Below are 17,726 nucleotides of genomic sequence, written 5' to 3'. Positions count from 1 at the left end.
ACCGGGCTGGCGAGGTCGATAGGGTTCTCGCCAGACGATTGAGACGAAGAACGGCTTGGACCCAAATACCGGTGGGCCCAAGGTTTAGCAAAACCGGCAGGCTAAATCCTGCCGAGCACCACCAAAATCAGGATGATGACTAATATCAAGCCTAAGCCGCCGCTGGGTCCGTATCCCCATGATCGGCTGTGCGGCCAGACCGGAATAACGCCCAACAACATCAGGATTAACAGGACAAGCAGAATGGTGCTGAGTGACATGATGGTTCTCCAAATGAGGCGAGGCTGTGATAGGAATAACGCGGCAAAACCTTTCCCGGTGACCAAGCGGCGTTAACCGTTACCCGCTTTCCAGCGGATTTGCCGGCGCGCTAAGTGGCTCGGTAAATCCTCGCCAAGACCGGCGCGGCCGACGATCTAGCCTTGCCGACCGGAAACGCTTTGCCCATTCAACGGTGTATCAGCCCCAATACGCCGGCGACAATCAAATACACCGCCACGAAATAATTCAAAAACCGGGGCACGATTAAAATCAATAGGCCAATCACCAGCGCCAATACAGGTTCAATTGCCGGATGCATTGCTTATCTCCGCGAAAAGTCGAGCCTGTAGCTTAGCGCTTGGCCCCGGCGGGAGTCTGTACGCTGTCGCACATACGTGCGGCGTTTTCAGCGGCCGACGCCGGGCAGCCATGGCTCGCGGGGTCGCCGCCGTTTTGCCGTCGCTATTTCAGTTTGGCGGCGACATCGGCCAAACTGCTTCTTAAATCATCCCACACCCGGTCGGCCGTCAGTTTCATCGCATCCCAACCCTCATGACCGGACGCCTCCAGTTCGGTCATTTTTGCTTCGGCGGCCAGTTGCTTGGCGCGTAGCGCATTGAGTTCCTCGATGTAATTCAGTTTTACCAGTGCTGCGGCTTTCTCGGTTTTTTCGGATAACTGATCGATATCCGCGCTCCACTCTCTGAGCTGAGTCGCCAATATTTCGATGTATTCGTTTTTAGTTTTCATGGATGTCTCGCTGATGATGGGAGTTTGAACGACAATTCAACGGCTGCGATATCGAATGGCCCTTGGCCCATTCGCCGTTCGATTTAGGGGTTCGACCACGTAAACGACAACGGTGAACGGTGTTTGGCGTCGACCGTGACCGGTTTGCGAAGCGCTTGGCCGGCATACTCGGCACTGACCTGATAGCGACCCGGCTTCAGTTTGGCGAACAGCATCGGGCCTTCGGAAACGGTATCCAGCACGATTGCGCCGTTGCCGTCGCTGATCCTGACCGTGACATCGCTCAAATACTCGCCGCTGCCTTGCGTTGAAAACAGCAGGCCGAGGTTGTAGTCGGTGCGGACCTTTTTCAAGGCCGCTCGCTCGTCCTCGCCGATACCGCCGCTGATAAAGCTGACCTGACCTTGACTGCGTTCCTCGATCAACTCGGCGTGGGCGGATACGGCGTACAGCAAGCACGCTAACATTAAGGCCGGATAAGGTCTGTTCATGATCGTGACTCCGAGTAGCGGTGCGTTAAGGATTGGAACACGGTCCGGCCACCGAAGCCGACCGGGTGCCGGCCGGTCTTCGCTTGAGGCAATTTGACGGCCATTTCGACCTGTCAGCGGCTGGCTAGATTGCCGTTTTCGTCCGACAAAATGATTTCCACCCGGCGATTCAATTGCCGGTTGGCAGCCGTGTCGTTGTCCGCCACCGGATATTCTTCGCCGTAACCTCGGGTCATGATTCGATCGCTGTTCACGCCGCCGTCGACTAACGCGGTGCGCACCGCGTAGGCGCGCCGGTCGGAAAGTTCTTCGTTAAATTCGGCGCTGCCCTTGCTGTCGGTGTAACCCTCGATCAAGACCTTGTAGCCGGAATACTGTTTCAGAAAGTCGGCTAGTTTATCGACGTTGCGCAGTCCGCCGCTCTGCAAGCGTGCCTTGTTGCTGCGAAACAGCACGTCGCCCAGCGTGATCACCAAACCGCGCGCAGTTTTCTTGGCGTTCAGTTGGTTGATCAAGATGTCCTGTTGAGCCAGCAGCGCCTGATCGCGCTCGCTGTTGACGCCGGCCACCGCCAATTCGGTGTTTTGTCTATCCACGGTTTGCTGACTGAGCGCCGCTTGGCGCTTGGCGGCATCGGCTTCGGCGGTTCTGGCATCCAAGCGCACTTGGTTACGTTTGCCTTCGGCGTTACTGACCGCGGTTTCGGCGACTTTGCGGATCGCGGTGGCTTGGGCGATGGCCACCTGTTGCGTCGCGACATAGGCAAAGTGATTGACGGCTTCATCCTCGTCGTCTTCGGCGTAGGCCCGGTCGGCTTTTTTCAAGCTGTCGTCGGCCTGCTTCATTTCCAGTTCGGCCAGCGTACCGACTTGGGTATTGACGCGGGCGTTGTTGTAAGCGTTATGAGCATCGGTCAATGCCGGGTTGGGCACCGTGCCGCAGCCGGACAGGATCGCGGCGGTTAACAACGTCAGTGGAAACATTCGGTAGGTTTGCATCATTCTCTCCATTGGGATTACTGGGCTTTACGGTCGATTTCTTCGCGCAGCACGCGATTGCTTTCCTGCAATTCGCTCGCGGCTTTTTGAGCCTTGGCGGCGCGGGCGGTGGCGGCGGCCAATTGGGCATCGACCTGAGCCTGTTCGGCGAGTTGGCGGGCCTGTAAATATTCCTGCTGCGTCATCGCCCGCTCGGCGGCGTCCATTTTCAACACGGCCGATCTTAGCGAGATCGGCGCGTATTCATTGCCGCCGGCACTAGTGGCGCTATTGAGCGCCGCCTTGGACACGGCCAATTGTTCGGTCGGCGGCGGCACGCTGGCGCATCCGGCAATCAAGGTTGCCATTGCCATGGCGAGGCTCGCCAGCGCGACGGCGGTTCCGGGGTTTTTTATGGGTGTCATGACTTTTGTCCGGTGAATGAAATATCGAATGGCATCGCTGCCCGGCTTTCCCGGCGCTACCGTTGCTTCGAACTCCGCGTCGGCCTGGGAGATTTTTACGCTCGGTACTAACGCGGATGGTAGGATGGTGATGGGAGCGATTCGGGAAAGCGTCGGACTTGATTAAACGCCTTTGTGCGATTCAACACAGTTCGCTAACGTACATAAGCCCAATCGCGTACATGGCGCGAAGCGCCGATGCGAATAGCGGGAGTCGGTAAGGCATGGACCAAGTTTGGGATGGAGTCGAGCGGCGGCAGTCGCTCAGAGCCAGGGCCGAAGCCCTGGTGGTGAGTTTGTCGCCGGAGAAAGCCGATTCCAAACCGGCCGACGTGCTGATGCACGAACTGCTGGTGCATAAAATCGAGCTCGAGATGCAGAACGACGAGTGGCAGCGCACCTATCGGGCGCTGGCGGAATTGCACGATCATTATCAGGCGTTGTTCGAGTTTGCCCCAAGCGCCTATGTGGTGATCGACGCCAATGATCAAATCGGCGACATCAATCTGACCGGCGTCGATCTGTTCGGAGCGGTGGAGAGCCGGTTGACCGGCTTGCGTTTCTCGAAGTTGGTCGCCGACGATCAACGCGACGACTGGTACCGGCATTTTCGCTATCTGATGGATTCTCCGAAGGCGAAACGACTGGCCTTCGATATCCCGATGATCCGATCCGACGGCACGCTCTTCGCGGCGCATCTCGATTGTCTGCGCCACGAGCGTCCGGACACGCCGCCCCAGCTGTTTGTTTTATTGGCCGAAGTCGGGCCCGGCTGAACGGCTAAAGATCTTTTAGCAAGCGGTTGCATGGGGACGCCATCATGGCTTTCTCGAACTCAGCGACGGCTTCGACGATCGCCGGCTCCAAACGGCAATCCGGCCATTGGTTTTGCCCGCATCGTTCGAGTGCAGTCAGTGCCGCGCCTATCGTTAAGGCATTGATATCCATGGCCGGCAAGTAAGTCCGGGCGCCGTCGTCGCGGCTTTTCAGTTCGACAATCAGCCGGCCGGCGACCAGCCTGGATAACAGGTCTTCGGCGATTTCGACCGGAATTGCCAAGCTTTCGGCAATTTGAGCGGCGCTTAACGGCGTATTCAAGGACGCTAAATTCTTGACGATCAGGCGCAGGACGTGCAGCGCGATCAGCTTGTTCAGATGAATACTAAAACCAGCGGGCTGGACCCAATTTCGATCGCTCCGGCGATGCTGAATATAAAATCCCAACTCGCACCCGTATAACACAATCATCCAGCCGCCTTGCAGCCACACCACGAATAACGGCAAGGCGGCAAAACTGCCGTAAATGGCGTTGTAGCTCGATACGCCGATTTGCAAGCTCAAATAGACCCATTGCGATAAGGAATACGCCGCGCCGGTCACCATGCCGGCGATGATACCGGCGCGATAGCTGATGTTAGTGTTCGGCATGACGATAAACAGTACCGCGAACAAGCCGCTCATCAGCACGATCGGCGAGAAACTTAACGCGCCGACGATCAGCCAAGTGCCGAACGCCGGCAGCGCCAATTCGGCCATCAGCCAGCTTATCCGGATTTTGACGAATACGATCAAACTGCTGGCGGTGATCAACACCACCGGCGCCAACAACATCCACGCCAAATAATCGGCGAATTTGCGAGCCGGGGTTCGGCCCTTCGCGATTTTCCAGATGGCGTTAAACGCTGCCTCGATATTGCCGATCAAGCCAATCACGGTCCAAAACAGTAGGGCTATTCCTATCCCGGCCACTAATTCGCCCTGCGTGCTTTCCAGAAGTCTTCCCGCGAAATCGATCAATTGCGCGGCCAACGCATCCGAGTTCAAACCGCGCCCCAGCAGATGCCGCACGGTCGCGCCGTCGAAGCCGAAGCCCTTGGCAATGCCGAATACCACCGCAATCATCGGAACGATCGAAAATAGCGTATACAGGGTTAACGCGGCGGCTCTCAACGAGCCAAGATCGTCGGCAAAGCCCCGCCAGGCCAACATCAGCAGTTTTGCGCCGTCCAGGAACGCGGCCCACGCGGGTGACGGCTTTTTCGGCGCCAACCGCCAAAACCACGCCCGAAAAGCGTTAAATATCCAAGCGCTCATGCGCGAGGCTGTCGGCTGCCGCAACCGCGAGTTGGGATTCGGCTGGTCCGGAACGGAATCGCTGGCAATCGCCCACTATTCCGCGTCGCCGAGATGGAGACTTTCGATCAACAGCCGTTCGTCGCGCGTCAACAATTGCTTCGAGTAATTCCGCGACGAACGGACGTTCCCCGTTATCCGTCCCAACCGCCGATCGACTACGCGCCGTTCTTCGCAACGCCGGGTTTCGGTGCGTCTATCTTGCCTGGGCCAAGCCAGATAGGCGTTTTCGATGTTTTCGATCCAAGCCACCGAACCATACGGGTCGGCAATTATCCGTCGGTCGGCAAGACGCCGATCCGCTAACAACCGACGCGGTTCACTGCGAAATTCACGGTCGTTCATTTTCGTATCCACTCCAATAACGGCGACAGCAAGTCGCTGGCGCGGTCGATAACAAGGCTTGACGTATTGGGGTTCAGCATGCGATCGGATGGCCTCCGCGTCTTTACGGCACTGCACACAATCGGGTTCAACAAGGCGGAGACGGGCCGGCGGAATCGCTTTACGCCTCAGCGGGCGCGGGCCAAACCGTGTTGGCGGTTTCGGTAGCGCGCCAAGGCCCACAATGGGAAGTACTTATCGTAGCCGTGGTATTTCAGGTAGAAGAACTTGGGAAAGCCCGGCGCGTTAAAACAGTCGTCTTGCCATCCGCCGTCCGCTTGTTGAGTGTTCAGCAAATAGCCGACGCCGGCCGCGACTTCCGGCGCGCCGGTTTCGTCGGCGGCCAGCAAGGCCAGTACCGCCAGAGCGGTATGAAACGCGGTGCTGGTATCGAATTCGCCGCGGCTGTTCGGAGCATGATAGCTGATATTGCTTTCGCCCCAGCCACCGTCGGCGCGCTGTTTGGATTTCAGCCAAGCCACCGCTCGGCGCACGCTAGCGTCGTTCGCGGAGACGCCCGCTTCCGCGAAACCGAGCAATACCGACCAGGTCCCGTACAGATAATTGGTACCCCAGCGCCCGAACCAGGAACCATCGGCTTCCTGCTCGGCGCGCAAGTAAGCGACGCATCGCGCGATCGTGGCGCTATACTCCGGGTGCGCGCCATCGAGCCGACCCAGCAGCATGATGCAACGCGCGCTGACGTCGGCGCTGGGCGGATCGAGCAGCGCGCCGTGGTCGGCAAACGGAATTTGATTTAAAAAATAATGGTCGTTGTCGGCATCGAACGCGCCGTAACCGCCGTTGCGCGACTGCATGCCGGCTATCCAGTCCGCCGCCCGCCGAATCGGCTCGGCGAACGCCGGCGTCTCGGCTTGGCTCATCGCGTAAGCAACGACGGCGGTATCGTCGACGTCCGGATAATAACTGTTGCCGAACTGAAAGGCCCAACCGCCGCCGGCCAGGCCGGGGCGCTGGGTTTGCCAATCGCCCGGCTGATCGCGCAATTGTTTGCCGGCCAGCCAGCGCAAGGCGGTATCGGTGGAGCGCCGGCTCGACTGCTCGTGGTCATGCCTATCGACTTCCTGCAAGGCCAACACGGCCAGACCGGTATCCCAGACCGGCGATACGCAGGGCTGGCAATACGCCTTATCCGCCTTGACGACCAGCAAGCCGTCGATCGCCGCCCTGGCGATGCGCCGTTCGGCGTTATCGGCCGGGATACCCAGGTAATCCATCGCTTCGTAGGCGTTGACCATCGCGGTAAATATCGCACCCAAGCCGTCGTATCCATTCAAGCGGGCCGTAAACCAAGCGGTGGCTTGGGAGGTTGCCTTGCGGCGGACAAATCCGGGAATCAGCGGCTCCAGTAAGCGACCACAGCGGTCCAGCAGCAAAATCGCTTTGCCCAGCGGCGTTTTAACCTGCGAAAAATAGTCTCTTTCCAAGTTGGGCGGGGTCGAGAACAATTCGGCGACGTCGATTCCGCGCGGATTGCGGGCCTTGACCCGGTAGCTGCACAGTATCGACAGCGGCACCATTACGGTCCGCGACCAATACGCCACTTTGTCGAGATGAAACGGAAACCATTTTGGCAGCAACATGATTTCCACCGGAATAAACGGTATCGCGCGCCACGGAACTTGCTGGAACATCGCCAGCATGATACGGGTAAACACATTGGCCTTGGCCGCGCCGCCTCGGCGCAGCACCCAATGCCGCGCGCGGCGCATGTGCGGCGCATCCGGCGCGTCGCCGGCCAGTTTCAGCGCGTAATAGACTTTAACGGTGCAACTCAGGTCGCCGGCGCCGCCCTTGAATAGCGGATAGCTACCGTCCGAGCCGGCTTGAGCGCGCAGAAAATGGGCAATCTTGGCTTCCAGCCCTTGGTCGATTTCGGCCATGAAATGCATCATCAGAATGTATTCCGCGGGTATGGTGCAATCGGCTTCCAGCTCGAATACCCAATAGCCGGCGGGATTTTGCAGGGCCAATAGACGGCGTTTGGCGTTGGCGATCGCTCGATCCAAGCCCGCCGACCTGCCGTCGGAACGGCCATCGCGAAGTTCCGATTCGGGCGTTGTCAGGTTTTCTGTCAGCATGATTTCGGTCTCTGCATACTCGGGGTTTGGTGAGGCTGGCGTTTTCGAGATTCGGGTCGATTGACGACTGTCAAAAAAAACCGCGGCAACTAACATACGTTGTCGCGGCTCGAGGCACTTTGAGTATTACGCCCCGCGCGCCGCCATTCGCCGGCCCCGGAACTTCCGCGATTCCGCGCCAAATCCGGAAAGGGTCCGGAGTGCGTGGAGCGACGAACATTCTTGAACCCGGCCGATCGCGATCGCCGCCGGCGAAACCGCCAAACCGTTTTCGCCCGCATCGGGAAAATGCAGTTTACGGTTCGGCCCGAACGCAGTCTGTACGCTAGCGCACTTAGCGCGGCGCGCGGGTTTGCCGCGCCTAACAGAACTCCGCTGGCTCGCTCTGTTCTTTAACGCACGTAGGGAAAGTCGATTTTCCTGTACGATGGGCGCTTACACCAACCGAATGACAGGAATCCGTTAATTTATCCGCCCATTAAACAAGCCGCCGATGACCGTTCTTAACTATCCGCAACAGAACCATTTGCTGAACGCGCTGCCGCCGGAGGAATACGAACGGCTGTTGCCGCATCTGGAACTCGTCGATACGCCGCTCGGCCAAGTGATTTACGAGTCCGGCGGCGAGTTGCGTTATGTCTACTTCCCGACCAACTGCATCATTTCCTTGCTGTACGTGATGGAGAACGGCGCCTCGGCGGAAATCGCGGTGGTCGGCAACGACGGCATGGTCGGCGTGGCGATGTTCATGGGCGGCGGCAGCATGCCGAATCGGGCGGTCGTGCAAAGTGCCGGGTGCGCCTACCGCTTGCGCGGTACCTTGTTGATGCAGGAATTCAATCGCTACGATGCGATGTTGCATCTGCTGTTGCGCTATACCCAGGCCTTGATTACGCAAATGGCGCAAACCGCGGTCTGCAACCGCCATCATTCGGTGGACCAACAGCTGTGCCGCTGGTTGTTGTTGAGTCTGGACCGGTTGCCGTCCAACGAATTGACGATGACTCAGGAACTGATCGCCAATATGCTGGGCGTGCGCCGCGAAGGCGTCACCGAAGCGGCCGGCAAATTGCAGCAAGCCGGCTTGATTCAGTACAGCCGGGGCCGGATTACCGTGTTGGACAGGCCCGGCCTGGAAGAGCGGGTTTGCGAATGCTACCGGGTGGTCAAAGCCGAGTCCGACAGACTGCTCCCGAGCCAACAGGCTGCGGATTGCCGGCCGGCTTAAGCGTGGATCGGTCTAAACCCGCTGCCGGACCGACGTTCACTAGGGGCCGAAAAAAGCCGGGGTTAGCCGGCTTTGCTTCCTGATTGCATACAGCGGCATGCCGACGCTCGGCAGCCCTGTGTCGGCGGGATTATTTTTCCAACTGCATTTCCACGATACCCTGTTCCAATTCGCTGATACCTTCCGACAAGTTACCGGCCTTTCCGGCTTTGATCGCGGCTTTCAGTTTGGCGTTGGCCCGTTGCAGCCGAATCGAGCTGCCTTGCTCGTTTTGTTGCTTCAAGGCTTCCCAGGCGACCGTGGCGCTATCGACGAAGGCCTGTTGATTGCCGGCCTTACCCACCTCTATCGCGCTGTTGGATAGCGCAATCAATTTGGTGAAACTTTCGTTCATCGGACTGCCGGCGGCAGCCGCCTGCAGCGAAGCGAGCGTCAGCAGCAGTGCGATTAAATAATGTGTGGTTTTCATAAAGTTGCCTGTGTCGTTGTGTTTGTTATCGGCGCCACCGGCGAATCGGTCAGGCATGAGAACCTTCGCGAAATCCGTCCTGGCGCTCTGAAACCGCGAAGATCAAACTTGTCACCGGATGTCTGCGTTCGGTCGCTGGGCTTCACCTCAGCTGGGACCAGAATACGGCGGCGCCGCGCCGAAGTCTGTACGCTAAAGCACATAGGCCGATGCTCTCCGACCAACACCGGCGGCGCGAACCGCGCACTGGCCGATCCGTACGCTAACATACAGACAGCCCTCGGCCTTGCCGCTATTGTGACCGCCAAGCTGTCGGCCCGCCGCCCGCGATAGCCGCCTCCCAGCGTTACCCGCCCTCGCGGTCCCGAACCCAAATCGGACGTCCTCAAACCACCCCCGGAGCACGCTTTGTCCACGATACTCGCGGTTACCGCTCCCAACCGGCTGTTGGACTCCCTACCCGCTACCGATCGCAACCTGGTGCTACGCCACTGCGAACCGGTCCATTTGGCCTTTGCCGAGGTGCTGTATCTGGCCGGCGCGCGCATACCGCATGTATATTTTCCGACCGGCGGTTTTGTTTCGCTGGTAACGCCGATGGGCGGCGGCAGCGGTTTGGAAGTCGGCTTGATCGGCTACGAAGGCATGTTGGGGATTACGCTGATGTTGGATGTCGATATCGCGCCATTTCAAGCGCTGGTGCAAGGGGCGGGTTCCGCGTTGCGCATGCCGGCCACGGCGTTTTTAGCGGAGTTGGCGCGCAGTCATTCCTTGCAAATAGCCACGAAACGCTATTTGTACGTCTCGATGAGCCAGTTGGCGCAAACGGCGGCTTGCAACCGGTTTCACCAAGTGGAGGCCCGCCTGGCGCGGTGGTTGCTGATGACCCACGACCGCGCCCATACCGACACCTTTCACGTCACCCACATCTTTCTGGCCTATATACTGGGCGTGCGCCGGGTCGGCATCACCAAGGCCGCGCTGTCCCTGCAAGAACAGGCCTTGATTCGCTATAGGCGCGGCGACATCACGATTTTGGATAGAAGCGGCCTGGAGGCCGCCGCTTGCGACTGCTATCGCATCGAGACCGAAACCTACCGGCGCATCTTGGGCGGTACTTGAAGCCCGGCTTGACCAACGCCCTCACCCAATCGGCAAATCGGCGTCGGCCAAACCGAACCCGATAAACTTAGCTGAGTTCTTTCAATGACTTATCGGCCGTCAAATTGCTCCAACCGATCACGATTCGATAGATCAGCAGCAGCAAGGTCGGAATCAAGACCACCAAACTCAATTGAATATCGATCATCAATACCAGACCGGACAGCGCAAAGCCGGCCAGGGTGACCCATACGGTTTTAATCTGCCAATTGAAATGCGATTCCAACCAGGTTCCCTTGACGTTGTTCCGATAGAAAAAGTTGATGGCCACGCCGGCCAGCAACGGAAAGCCGGCGAGTGCAAACGTCAACACCTGGCACAGGTAGACGGTGGCGGTGATTTTTTTGAGCGCGGCAAAGTCCTCGGAGGGATGGTCGTGCGTGATGGTGGTGTTCATGGTGGCTTACCTCGTCGTTAAAAACCCTTCTATCGTTCCGTAAGGCTGACATAGCCCGGCGAAACCCTGTTCGGCAACGCCGAACTCGCACTCTGAAATCTAGCCTTTAAATCCTCGGTTGTCGGTGCGCTAGCGCACGCCGATTCGGGCCAGCGCCGGTCCGGCTTAGTACGCTAGCGCACAGACCGAATACACCCGACTGGTTAGCCTTGCCTGAGCTCCCCGCGCGGCGTTACGCGACAACGCCAACGCGTTTCATGCGTCTGAAACGCCCTACTCTGCGCACGGGATCCAACCGTGGATAGCGACAACACCTCGTTAGGTATCGAAATTCAACGCTTGGTTTCGCATCACCACTCTGTCCGTCATACTGACCGGCGCGGCGCTGATCCGCGAGCACGGCACGATCGAACATCTATTGGTTACGATTAGTTCGATGGTTTGAAGCCGCGATAGGCGGTAGCGACCGGCTAAGCGCCAACACGCAAGCGCGGCGTCCACGCAAATATTTGAGAGTGATTTATGAAAAAAACCAATACCGCAACCACAGCCGCGGCCGAGCAAGCCGCTTGGTGGCTGACGCCCAGCCCTTGGGACGCCAAGCCTTTGGGCTTATCCGCCGTCGAAGCCGGCGCCAAGCTGGCCGAAGTCGGCCCCAACCTGTTCCGGGATCGCCAGCGCCAAGCCCTGCTACTGCAGTTTCTATCGCGCTTCAAGAATCCGCTGGTGATTCTGCTGCTGGTTGCCAGCGCGATTTCGGCGTTCACCGGCGAGATCACCAATTTCGTGATTATCAGCGTCATGGTGCTGTTCAGCGTGACCCTGGATTTTGTCCAGGAACACCGAGCCGGCAAGGCGGCGGAAAGCCTGCGCCATTCGGTTTCGGTCAAGGCCCGGGTGATGCGCGACGGCAAACCTGTGGACGTACCGGTGACCGACGTGGTGCCGGGCGATGTCGCCCTGCTCTGCGCTGGCGACATGGTGCCGGCGGACGGCTTGCTAATCGAAGCCTGCGATCTGTTCGTCAAGCAGGCACTGTTGACCGGGGAAGCCTACCCGATCGAAAAACGTCCGGGCGATTTGCCGGCCGACGCCACAGACTTGCAGGACGCCGACAACGCCGTATTCATGGGCACCACCGTCATCAGCGGTAGCGCCAAGATGCGCGTCATCAAAACCGGCACCGCCACCGCGATCGGCGCGATTGCCGACAGCCTGACCCGGCAACCCCCGCCGACCGCCTTCGAGGTGGGCACCCACCGTTTCGGCTTGCTGATCATGCGCTTGACGGTACTGCTGGTGCTATTCGTGTTGTTGGTCAACGCATTTTTGGGCAAACCCTGGTTGGAATCCTTTCTGTTTGCGGTGGCGCTGGCGGTGGGCTTGACGCCGGAACTGCTGCCGATGGTGGTATCGGTGACGCTGTCGCGCGGCGCGATGCATATGGCGGCAAAACGAGTAATCGTCAAACGTCTGTCGGCCATTCAGAATCTGGGCTCGATGGACGTGCTGTGCACCGACAAGACCGGCACCTTGACCGAAGCCAAGATCCGACTGGAACAGCATGTCGACCCGCAAGGCCAGCCCAGTGAGCGAGTGCTGGAGCTGGCTTATCTGAACAGCTTCTTCGAAACCGGCTTGAAAAGCCCGCTCGACGAGGCGATTTTGGCCCATCAAAACATCGATATCAGTGCCTGGCAAAAGATCGACGAAGTGCCGTTCGATTTCGAGCGGCGGCGGGTGTCGGTGTTGCTGGATAAAGGCAACGGCCGCTTGCTAGTCGTGAAAGGCGCCTCCGAGGAAATCATCACCCTTTGCACCCATTACGAACAACAAGGCAGCGACGCGCAACTGCCGCTCGATCCGGCCAGTCGAGCCCGCATCCACGAACAGCATGATGCACTGGAGCGAGAAGGCTTCAGGGTGTTGGGCATCGCCTGGCGCGAAGTGCCGCAAAATCATCCGCACGCGGTGGTCAGCGACGAAAGCGAGCTAATTTTCGCCGGCTTTGCCGGCTTTCTCGACCCGCCCAAACAAAGCGCCGGCGCGGCATTGGCGGCATTGAAGGACAGCGGCGTAACGGTAAAGATCGTCACCGGCGACAGCGATTTGGTAACCCAACACGTCTGCGCCCAATTAAATATTCCGGTGCTCGGCGTGTTGACCGGCAAGGACATCGCCGAAATGGACGACCACGCCTTGCGCATCCGTGTCGAAAAAGCCAATCTGTTTTGCCGGGTGAATCCATCTCAAAAAGACCGGGTGATTCGGGCGCTGAAAGCGCGCGGCCATGTGGTCGGCTATCTGGGCGACGGCATCAACGACGCGCCGTCGCTGCATTCGGCGGATGTCGGCCTGTCGGTGGATTCGGCGGTGGACGTGGCCAAGGAAGCGGCCGACATGATTCTGCTGGATCAGGATTTGCAGGTGCTGCACGACGGCGTACTCGAAGGCCGGCGCACCTTCGGCAATATCTTGAAATACATCATGATGGGTACCAGTTCCAACTTCGGCAATATGTTCAGCATGGCCGGCGCCGCGCTATTCTTGCCTTTCCTGCCGATGCTGCCGACCCAGATTCTGCTCAACAACATTCTGTACGACGTGTCCGAAGTACCGATTCCGCTGGATCAGGTCGATTCCGAAGAACTGCGCCAACCTCGGGTTCTGGACATGAACTTTATCCGCAATTTCATGTTGGTGATCGGTCCGATTAGCTCGGCATTCGATTTTTTGACCTTTTACATCCTATTAGCGGTATTGAAGGCTGACGAAGCGCTGTTCCAAACCGGCTGGTTCGTCGAATCGCTGTGTACCCAAGTGCTGGTGATCTTCATCATCCGCACCCGAGGCAATCCGTTCAAAAGCCGCGCCCATCCGGTGTTGGTTGCCACCTCGCTGTCGATTGCGCTGATCGGCGCGTGCCTGCCGTTTACGCCGCTAGGCCATTATTTCGGCTTCGTGCCGCCGCCGGCCCAGTTTTATTTCATTCTGGCGGCGACAGCGGTGGCGTATTTATTGGTGGTAGAGCTAGCCAAACGAGGTTTTTATCGCTGGCATGCCAATTACGGCAAATCGCGCCGGGCCAGTCGCCGCTGATTCGCGGAACTTGGCAGTCCGCTAAATGGCGGCGCATTGCCAAGCCCACTTGTTTGGCGGCTACCACCTCGAACGGCAAATGTGTTCGACAGCGTACCGACAGTGCCCGCCGCATTGAATAAAGTCGGTGCGGAGTTTGGCAAGCCTGACGAAACGTCCGGCCAAACTGGAACGCACCGATCAATTTTCAAAGCCGGAGTATCTTATGAAAACAGTCCTATCCATGGTAGCCCTATCGTTTCTGAGCGCGCTAGCGCTAAGCCCTGTCCGCGCGGACGAGGTTAAAGACAAACAAAAAGACCTCATCGAAAAACAACAAGAACTGACCAAAAAACAAGAAGAAGTCCATGAAAAACAGGTCGAACTCAATCAAGCCAACCAGGAAGTCTCGATCGAGCGCGGACGGGAGGCCAATAAGTCGATGCAGCAAATTAGCCGGGCCAGCAAGATTACCGGCGCCAAGGTAAAAAACACCACCGGCGACAGTCTCGGCGACATCAAGGACTTGGTGATCGACCCGCAAAACGGTCAAGTGGTATATGCGGTGGTTTCCTTCGGCGGCCTGATGGGCATGGGCGACAAGCTGTTTGCCATCCCCTGGCGAGCGCTACGTTGGACCAGCCCCAGGGATTATTACATCCTGGACCTGGATAAGGAGACCTTAAAAACGGCACCCGGTTTCGATAAAAGACATTGGCCGGAAAGTTCCGAGAAATGGGAAGAGCAACGCGAGGCGCTCGGTCAGTTTTATCGCGTGGCACCGTAACGGCCATCGGCGGATTCGCCGATACCCTCCATGCATCGGCCCCCCCGACATCTATGTGCGTTGACGTACCGACCGTGCCGGGCGTTGCGAGTATGGTCTGCCGTGAGTGCTGAAAAACATCGGTACTCGTTCCCATACGACTAAAACACCATTGGAAATCATCATGAACAAAGATCAAGTAACAGGCCGTGTCGAAGAAGCCAAAGGCAAAGTGAAAGAAGTCGCCGGCAAACTAATCAACGACGACGAAATGGAGCTGGAAGGCAATGTCCAGAAAAATATCGGGAAGGTCCAGTCGGTAATCGGCGATGTGAAGAACGACATCGAGAAAGCCGCGGACGACTGATAGCACTCGCGGTCGCGATGACGTCACCAAGCGAAACTCGACTCTCGAGGGCACCATCATGAAATCACCAAAAATCAAGGGCCACCAATTATGGATAGGCGTACTCGCCACGGTTTGCTCATTGGGCGCCTTCTCCGCCGGCCATGAAGACGACGCGCCGATGAACAAGGATCAGGTAGAAGGCCGGATCGAAGAAACCAAGGGTACGGTCAAGGAAGTCACCGGCAAGATCATCGACGACAAAGGGATGGAAGTGGAAGGCAATGTCCAGAAAAATCTCGGCAAAGCCCAAAAAGGCTACGGCGATCTTAAGCAGGACATACAAAAAGGCAAGTAAGTGACGGCGGCTAGTGGGTTCGAGTTTCGTCCCCGTCCCCTCGGCGATGGCATCGACCGGCTAGCTGCTCTCCGACACCGATGTTGGTCCGACATTCCGCTCGTTCGAGCTTGGTCATTGACACAAGATCGAAGCGATCGGCCTCGAAGCCGCATCCGTATTTCCATCACGCTGGAGAACCCCATGCATCAATCTTCCAATTCCGAACAAGCGATGCAATCCTGCCTTGAAGCCTGCGAGCTCTGTCACCGGATTTGCCTGCAAACCGCGATGAACCATTGCCTGGAAAACGGCGGCAAGCACGTTAAAGCCAAGCATATCCGTCTGATGATGAATTGCGCCGAAATCTGTCGGACCACCGCGAATTTTCAATTGACCGGCTCGCACTTTTTGCTGCGCCTGCACGAACTTTGTGCCGAAATCTGCGAAGCCTGCGCCAAGGAATGCGCCGAAATCTGCGAAGCCTGCGCCAAGGAATGCGCCGAAATCGGCGATATGAAGGACAGCGTCGCGGCCTGTCTGCAATGTGCCGACAGTTGCCGGCAAATGCTTAGCGCCCAATATTAAACGCGGTACCCCCGTCATGCGTCCAAAGTTACCGGTGTCGGCGGCGATTATCACGGCGGTCTTGTCCGCCTGTTCGCCGGCTGCGCAAACCACCTTCCCACTTTCAGACGCGGGGACCAACAACAGCAGCGCCAACACAAGCTTGCTCGGCAAAATCCAGTGCCGCGCCAGCCTGCATCCGGTTTTTTGCTGAGCTAAACCCACCACCTTTCTGATTGCCTCGCGTAGCACAAGGAGCACCCACCATGAGCACGATACTCACCAAAGACGGCACGAAACTTTATTACAAGGACTGGGGCTCGGGCCCGGCGGTGGTGTTCAGTCACGGCTGGCCGTTAAACGCGGATGACTGGGAAAATCAGATGGTCTATCTGGCGGCGCGCGGCTACCGCTGCATCGCGCACGATAGGCGCGGCCATGGTCGTTCCGACCAGCCGTGGTTGGGCAACAATATGGAAACCTACGCCGACGACTTGGCGGAACTCATCGGATACCTGGACTTAAGCGGTATAACCTTGGTTGGTCATTCCACCGGCGGCGGCGAAGTGGCGCGCTATATCGGTCGGCACGGCTGCCAACGCGTCGCGGGGGTCTTGCTGGTAGGGTCTGTGACCCCGCTGATGCTGAAAACCGACAATAATCCGATCGGTTTGCCGCTCTCGGTATTCGACGATATTCGGAGCGGCGTTAGCGCGGACCGCTCGCAGTTTTTCAAGAATCTGACCGCGCCCTTTTACGGCGCCAACCGCCCGGATGTCGAAGTAAGCCAAGGCATCCGCGACGCATTTTGGCTTCAAGGCATGCAAGGTGGGCTGATAAACCAACTGGATAGTATCAAGGCATTTGCCGAAACCGACTTTACCGACGATTTAAAGGCATTCGATATTCCGACCCTGCTGATTCACGGCGACGATGATCAAATTGTGCCGATAGCCGCCTCGGCCATTGCCGCGACGAAATTGATTAAGAATGCGTCCTTGAAAATTTACCCCGGCGCTCCGCACGGCCTGGCCGACACCCATAAAGACCAGTTAAATGGCGACTTGCTTGAGTTTCTAAGCGCCTAAACCGCGAGATGTCAAGCGGTCCGGCGCGCGCACATCGTTTCGACAACGCATCCGACCGGCCGGGCTACCGCGGCAATACGAAACCCCTTAGTGACGCTTCGCGCTCAGTCAGCCATCCGGACTTTGGCGCCCCACGCACCATCGATTTCTTGGGACCGGCGCGGATTTGCCCTATAGGAACCGACTAATCGGGATAAGGTCCATTGCAGCACAACAAACCGGAATGGCTTTATCCAATGCGCGGTAGCGCACCGACTCGCGGCGGAATTCAAGCTACTGTCAATCACATGAATAACAGTATTGCGTGATTAACCAATCACTGTCCGATCAGAGTTTAAATTCCCAGGGTGTGGGATAAAGGTTTTCGATGCCCGCCAGTATATAAATTATTTTTGATCACGGCGTTTTTCTTAGAAAACCACCGCCATTAATAAAATCGCGATAAATACTCAGCTATACAGCAATAAAATAACCAGCTGCTGTTTAGTTCAAAGAGAATATTATGTACAAACCGATTTTTTGTATAAGCCGAGATATCGGCCAAACCGCGAAGATTGTTAATAATCTTAAGGTAGCGGGTTTCTCCAACAACGACATTTCTTTGTTATCCCCAGAATGTTGTTATCAGCAAAGCGTCGGTAATACATCCGCTACCGCGGACGAACACCGCCTGGATCTGCAGTGGATAAACGGCATCGATAACTTGGAGATTCCCGGCGTGGGCCGC

21 protein-coding genes and 1 pseudogene are annotated in these 17,726 nt (G+C 57.6%); 11 read left to right on the top strand and 11 right to left on the bottom strand.

Features of this window, described 5'->3' with window-relative positions; genetic code table 11:
• Positions 1-101 precede the first annotated feature (101 nt).
• The 6 genes from A1355_RS24180 to A1355_RS20835 form a co-directional block, all read right to left on the bottom strand.
• Positions 102-260 (bottom strand): DUF3309 family protein, encoded by a 159-nt coding sequence (locus A1355_RS24180; RefSeq protein ID WP_064506546.1) that lies wholly within the window; start codon positions 258-260, stop codon positions 102-104.
• Positions 261-448: 188 nt separating this feature from the next.
• A complete protein-coding gene (locus A1355_RS24820; RefSeq protein ID WP_082885683.1) occupies positions 449-580 on the bottom strand; it encodes a DUF3096 domain-containing protein in 132 nt (43 codons plus the stop codon).
• 143 nt (positions 581-723) lie between these two features.
• Positions 724-1,011, bottom strand: coding sequence for a hypothetical protein (locus A1355_RS20850; protein ID WP_064031208.1), 288 nt, complete (start codon positions 1,009-1,011; stop codon positions 724-726).
• 83 nt (positions 1,012-1,094) lie between these two features.
• Positions 1,095-1,502 (bottom strand): carboxypeptidase-like regulatory domain-containing protein, encoded by a 408-nt coding sequence (locus A1355_RS20845; RefSeq protein WP_064031207.1) that lies wholly within the window; start codon positions 1,500-1,502, stop codon positions 1,095-1,097.
• Positions 1,503-1,615: 113 nt separating this feature from the next.
• Complete coding sequence (locus tag A1355_RS20840; RefSeq protein WP_231883747.1) at positions 1,616-2,503, bottom strand: OmpA family protein; 888 nt, start codon at positions 2,501-2,503, stop codon at positions 1,616-1,618.
• Positions 2,504-2,517: 14 nt separating this feature from the next.
• Positions 2,518-2,904, bottom strand: coding sequence for a DUF4398 domain-containing protein (locus tag A1355_RS20835; protein ID WP_064031206.1), 387 nt, complete (start codon positions 2,902-2,904; stop codon positions 2,518-2,520).
• A 263-nt stretch (positions 2,905-3,167) separates the two neighbouring features.
• Here A1355_RS20835 and A1355_RS20830 point away from each other — a divergent pair, with 263 nt between their 5' ends.
• A complete protein-coding gene (locus A1355_RS20830) occupies positions 3,168-3,719 on the top strand; it encodes a PAS domain S-box protein (protein ID WP_064031205.1) in 552 nt (183 codons plus the stop codon).
• A 4-nt stretch (positions 3,720-3,723) separates the two neighbouring features.
• On the opposite strand, the gene A1355_RS20825 is transcribed toward A1355_RS20830, so the two are convergent.
• The 3 genes from A1355_RS20825 to shc all read right to left on the bottom strand — a co-directional run bounded on the left by A1355_RS20825 (position 3,724) and on the right by shc (position 7,562).
• Complete coding sequence (locus tag A1355_RS20825; RefSeq protein WP_064031204.1) at positions 3,724-5,037, bottom strand: YihY/virulence factor BrkB family protein; 1,314 nt, start codon at positions 5,035-5,037, stop codon at positions 3,724-3,726.
• A gap of 75 nt (positions 5,038-5,112) precedes the next feature.
• The gene (locus A1355_RS20820; protein ID WP_064031203.1) at positions 5,113-5,421 is read right to left on the bottom strand and encodes a hypothetical protein; all 309 of its coding nucleotides are present in this window, start codon (positions 5,419-5,421) and stop codon (positions 5,113-5,115) included.
• Positions 5,422-5,588: 167 nt separating this feature from the next.
• Entirely contained in the window at positions 5,589-7,562 is a 1,974-nt protein-coding gene (gene shc / locus A1355_RS20815) for a squalene--hopene cyclase (RefSeq protein WP_064031202.1), read from the bottom strand.
• Between the two features lie 493 nt (positions 7,563-8,055).
• On the opposite strand from shc, the gene A1355_RS20810 reads away from it, so the two are divergent.
• Positions 8,056-8,790 carry a Crp/Fnr family transcriptional regulator gene (locus tag A1355_RS20810; protein WP_064031201.1) on the top strand — a complete coding sequence of 245 codons (735 nt, stop codon included), beginning with the start codon at positions 8,056-8,058 and terminating at the stop codon, positions 8,788-8,790.
• A gap of 130 nt (positions 8,791-8,920) precedes the next feature.
• On the opposite strand, the gene A1355_RS20805 is transcribed toward A1355_RS20810, so the two are convergent.
• On the bottom strand, positions 8,921-9,259 hold the full coding sequence (locus tag A1355_RS20805) for a hypothetical protein (RefSeq protein ID WP_064031232.1): 339 nt from the start codon (positions 9,257-9,259) through the stop codon (positions 8,921-8,923).
• Between the two features lie 408 nt (positions 9,260-9,667).
• Here A1355_RS20805 and A1355_RS20800 point away from each other — a divergent pair, with 408 nt between their 5' ends.
• Positions 9,668-10,381 carry a Crp/Fnr family transcriptional regulator gene (locus A1355_RS20800; protein ID WP_064031200.1) on the top strand — a complete coding sequence of 238 codons (714 nt, stop codon included), beginning with the start codon at positions 9,668-9,670 and terminating at the stop codon, positions 10,379-10,381.
• Between the two features lie 67 nt (positions 10,382-10,448).
• On the opposite strand, the gene A1355_RS20795 is transcribed toward A1355_RS20800, so the two are convergent.
• On the bottom strand, positions 10,449-10,817 hold the full coding sequence (locus tag A1355_RS20795) for a DUF4870 family protein (protein ID WP_064031199.1): 369 nt from the start codon (positions 10,815-10,817) through the stop codon (positions 10,449-10,451).
• A 522-nt stretch (positions 10,818-11,339) separates the two neighbouring features.
• On the opposite strand from A1355_RS20795, the gene mgtA reads away from it, so the two are divergent.
• The 8 genes and pseudogenes from mgtA to A1355_RS26285 form a co-directional block, all read left to right on the top strand.
• A complete protein-coding gene (mgtA, locus tag A1355_RS20785) occupies positions 11,340-13,916 on the top strand; it encodes a magnesium-translocating P-type ATPase (RefSeq protein ID WP_231883746.1) in 2,577 nt (858 codons plus the stop codon).
• A 205-nt stretch (positions 13,917-14,121) separates the two neighbouring features.
• On the top strand, positions 14,122-14,682 hold the full coding sequence (locus A1355_RS20780) for a PRC-barrel domain-containing protein (RefSeq protein ID WP_064031197.1): 561 nt from the start codon (positions 14,122-14,124) through the stop codon (positions 14,680-14,682).
• Between the two features lie 163 nt (positions 14,683-14,845).
• On the top strand, positions 14,846-15,028 hold the full coding sequence (locus A1355_RS20775) for a CsbD family protein (RefSeq protein ID WP_064031196.1): 183 nt from the start codon (positions 14,846-14,848) through the stop codon (positions 15,026-15,028).
• A gap of 58 nt (positions 15,029-15,086) precedes the next feature.
• The gene (locus A1355_RS26290) at positions 15,087-15,365 is read left to right on the top strand and encodes a CsbD family protein (protein WP_231883745.1); all 279 of its coding nucleotides are present in this window, start codon (positions 15,087-15,089) and stop codon (positions 15,363-15,365) included.
• 183 nt (positions 15,366-15,548) lie between these two features.
• The gene (locus A1355_RS20765; RefSeq protein WP_064031195.1) at positions 15,549-15,932 is read left to right on the top strand and encodes a four-helix bundle copper-binding protein; all 384 of its coding nucleotides are present in this window, start codon (positions 15,549-15,551) and stop codon (positions 15,930-15,932) included.
• Positions 15,933-15,948: 16 nt separating this feature from the next.
• Positions 15,949-16,125 (top strand): hypothetical protein, encoded by a 177-nt coding sequence (locus tag A1355_RS25400; protein ID WP_157197981.1) that lies wholly within the window; start codon positions 15,949-15,951, stop codon positions 16,123-16,125.
• Between the two features lie 52 nt (positions 16,126-16,177).
• Positions 16,178-16,999 carry an alpha/beta fold hydrolase gene (locus tag A1355_RS20760; protein ID WP_064031194.1) on the top strand — a complete coding sequence of 274 codons (822 nt, stop codon included), beginning with the start codon at positions 16,178-16,180 and terminating at the stop codon, positions 16,997-16,999.
• Positions 17,000-17,501: 502 nt separating this feature from the next.
• Positions 17,502-17,726: pseudogene (locus A1355_RS26285) on the top strand (hypothetical protein); the annotation flags it as partial.

It is taken from the genome of Methylomonas koyamae, assembly GCF_001644025.1.
Classification (GTDB): Bacteria; Pseudomonadota; Gammaproteobacteria; order Methylococcales; family Methylomonadaceae; genus Methylomonas; species Methylomonas koyamae_A.
The sequence above is the reverse complement of the archived record's forward strand: the minus strand, read 5'-3'. Positions and strand labels throughout refer to the sequence as shown.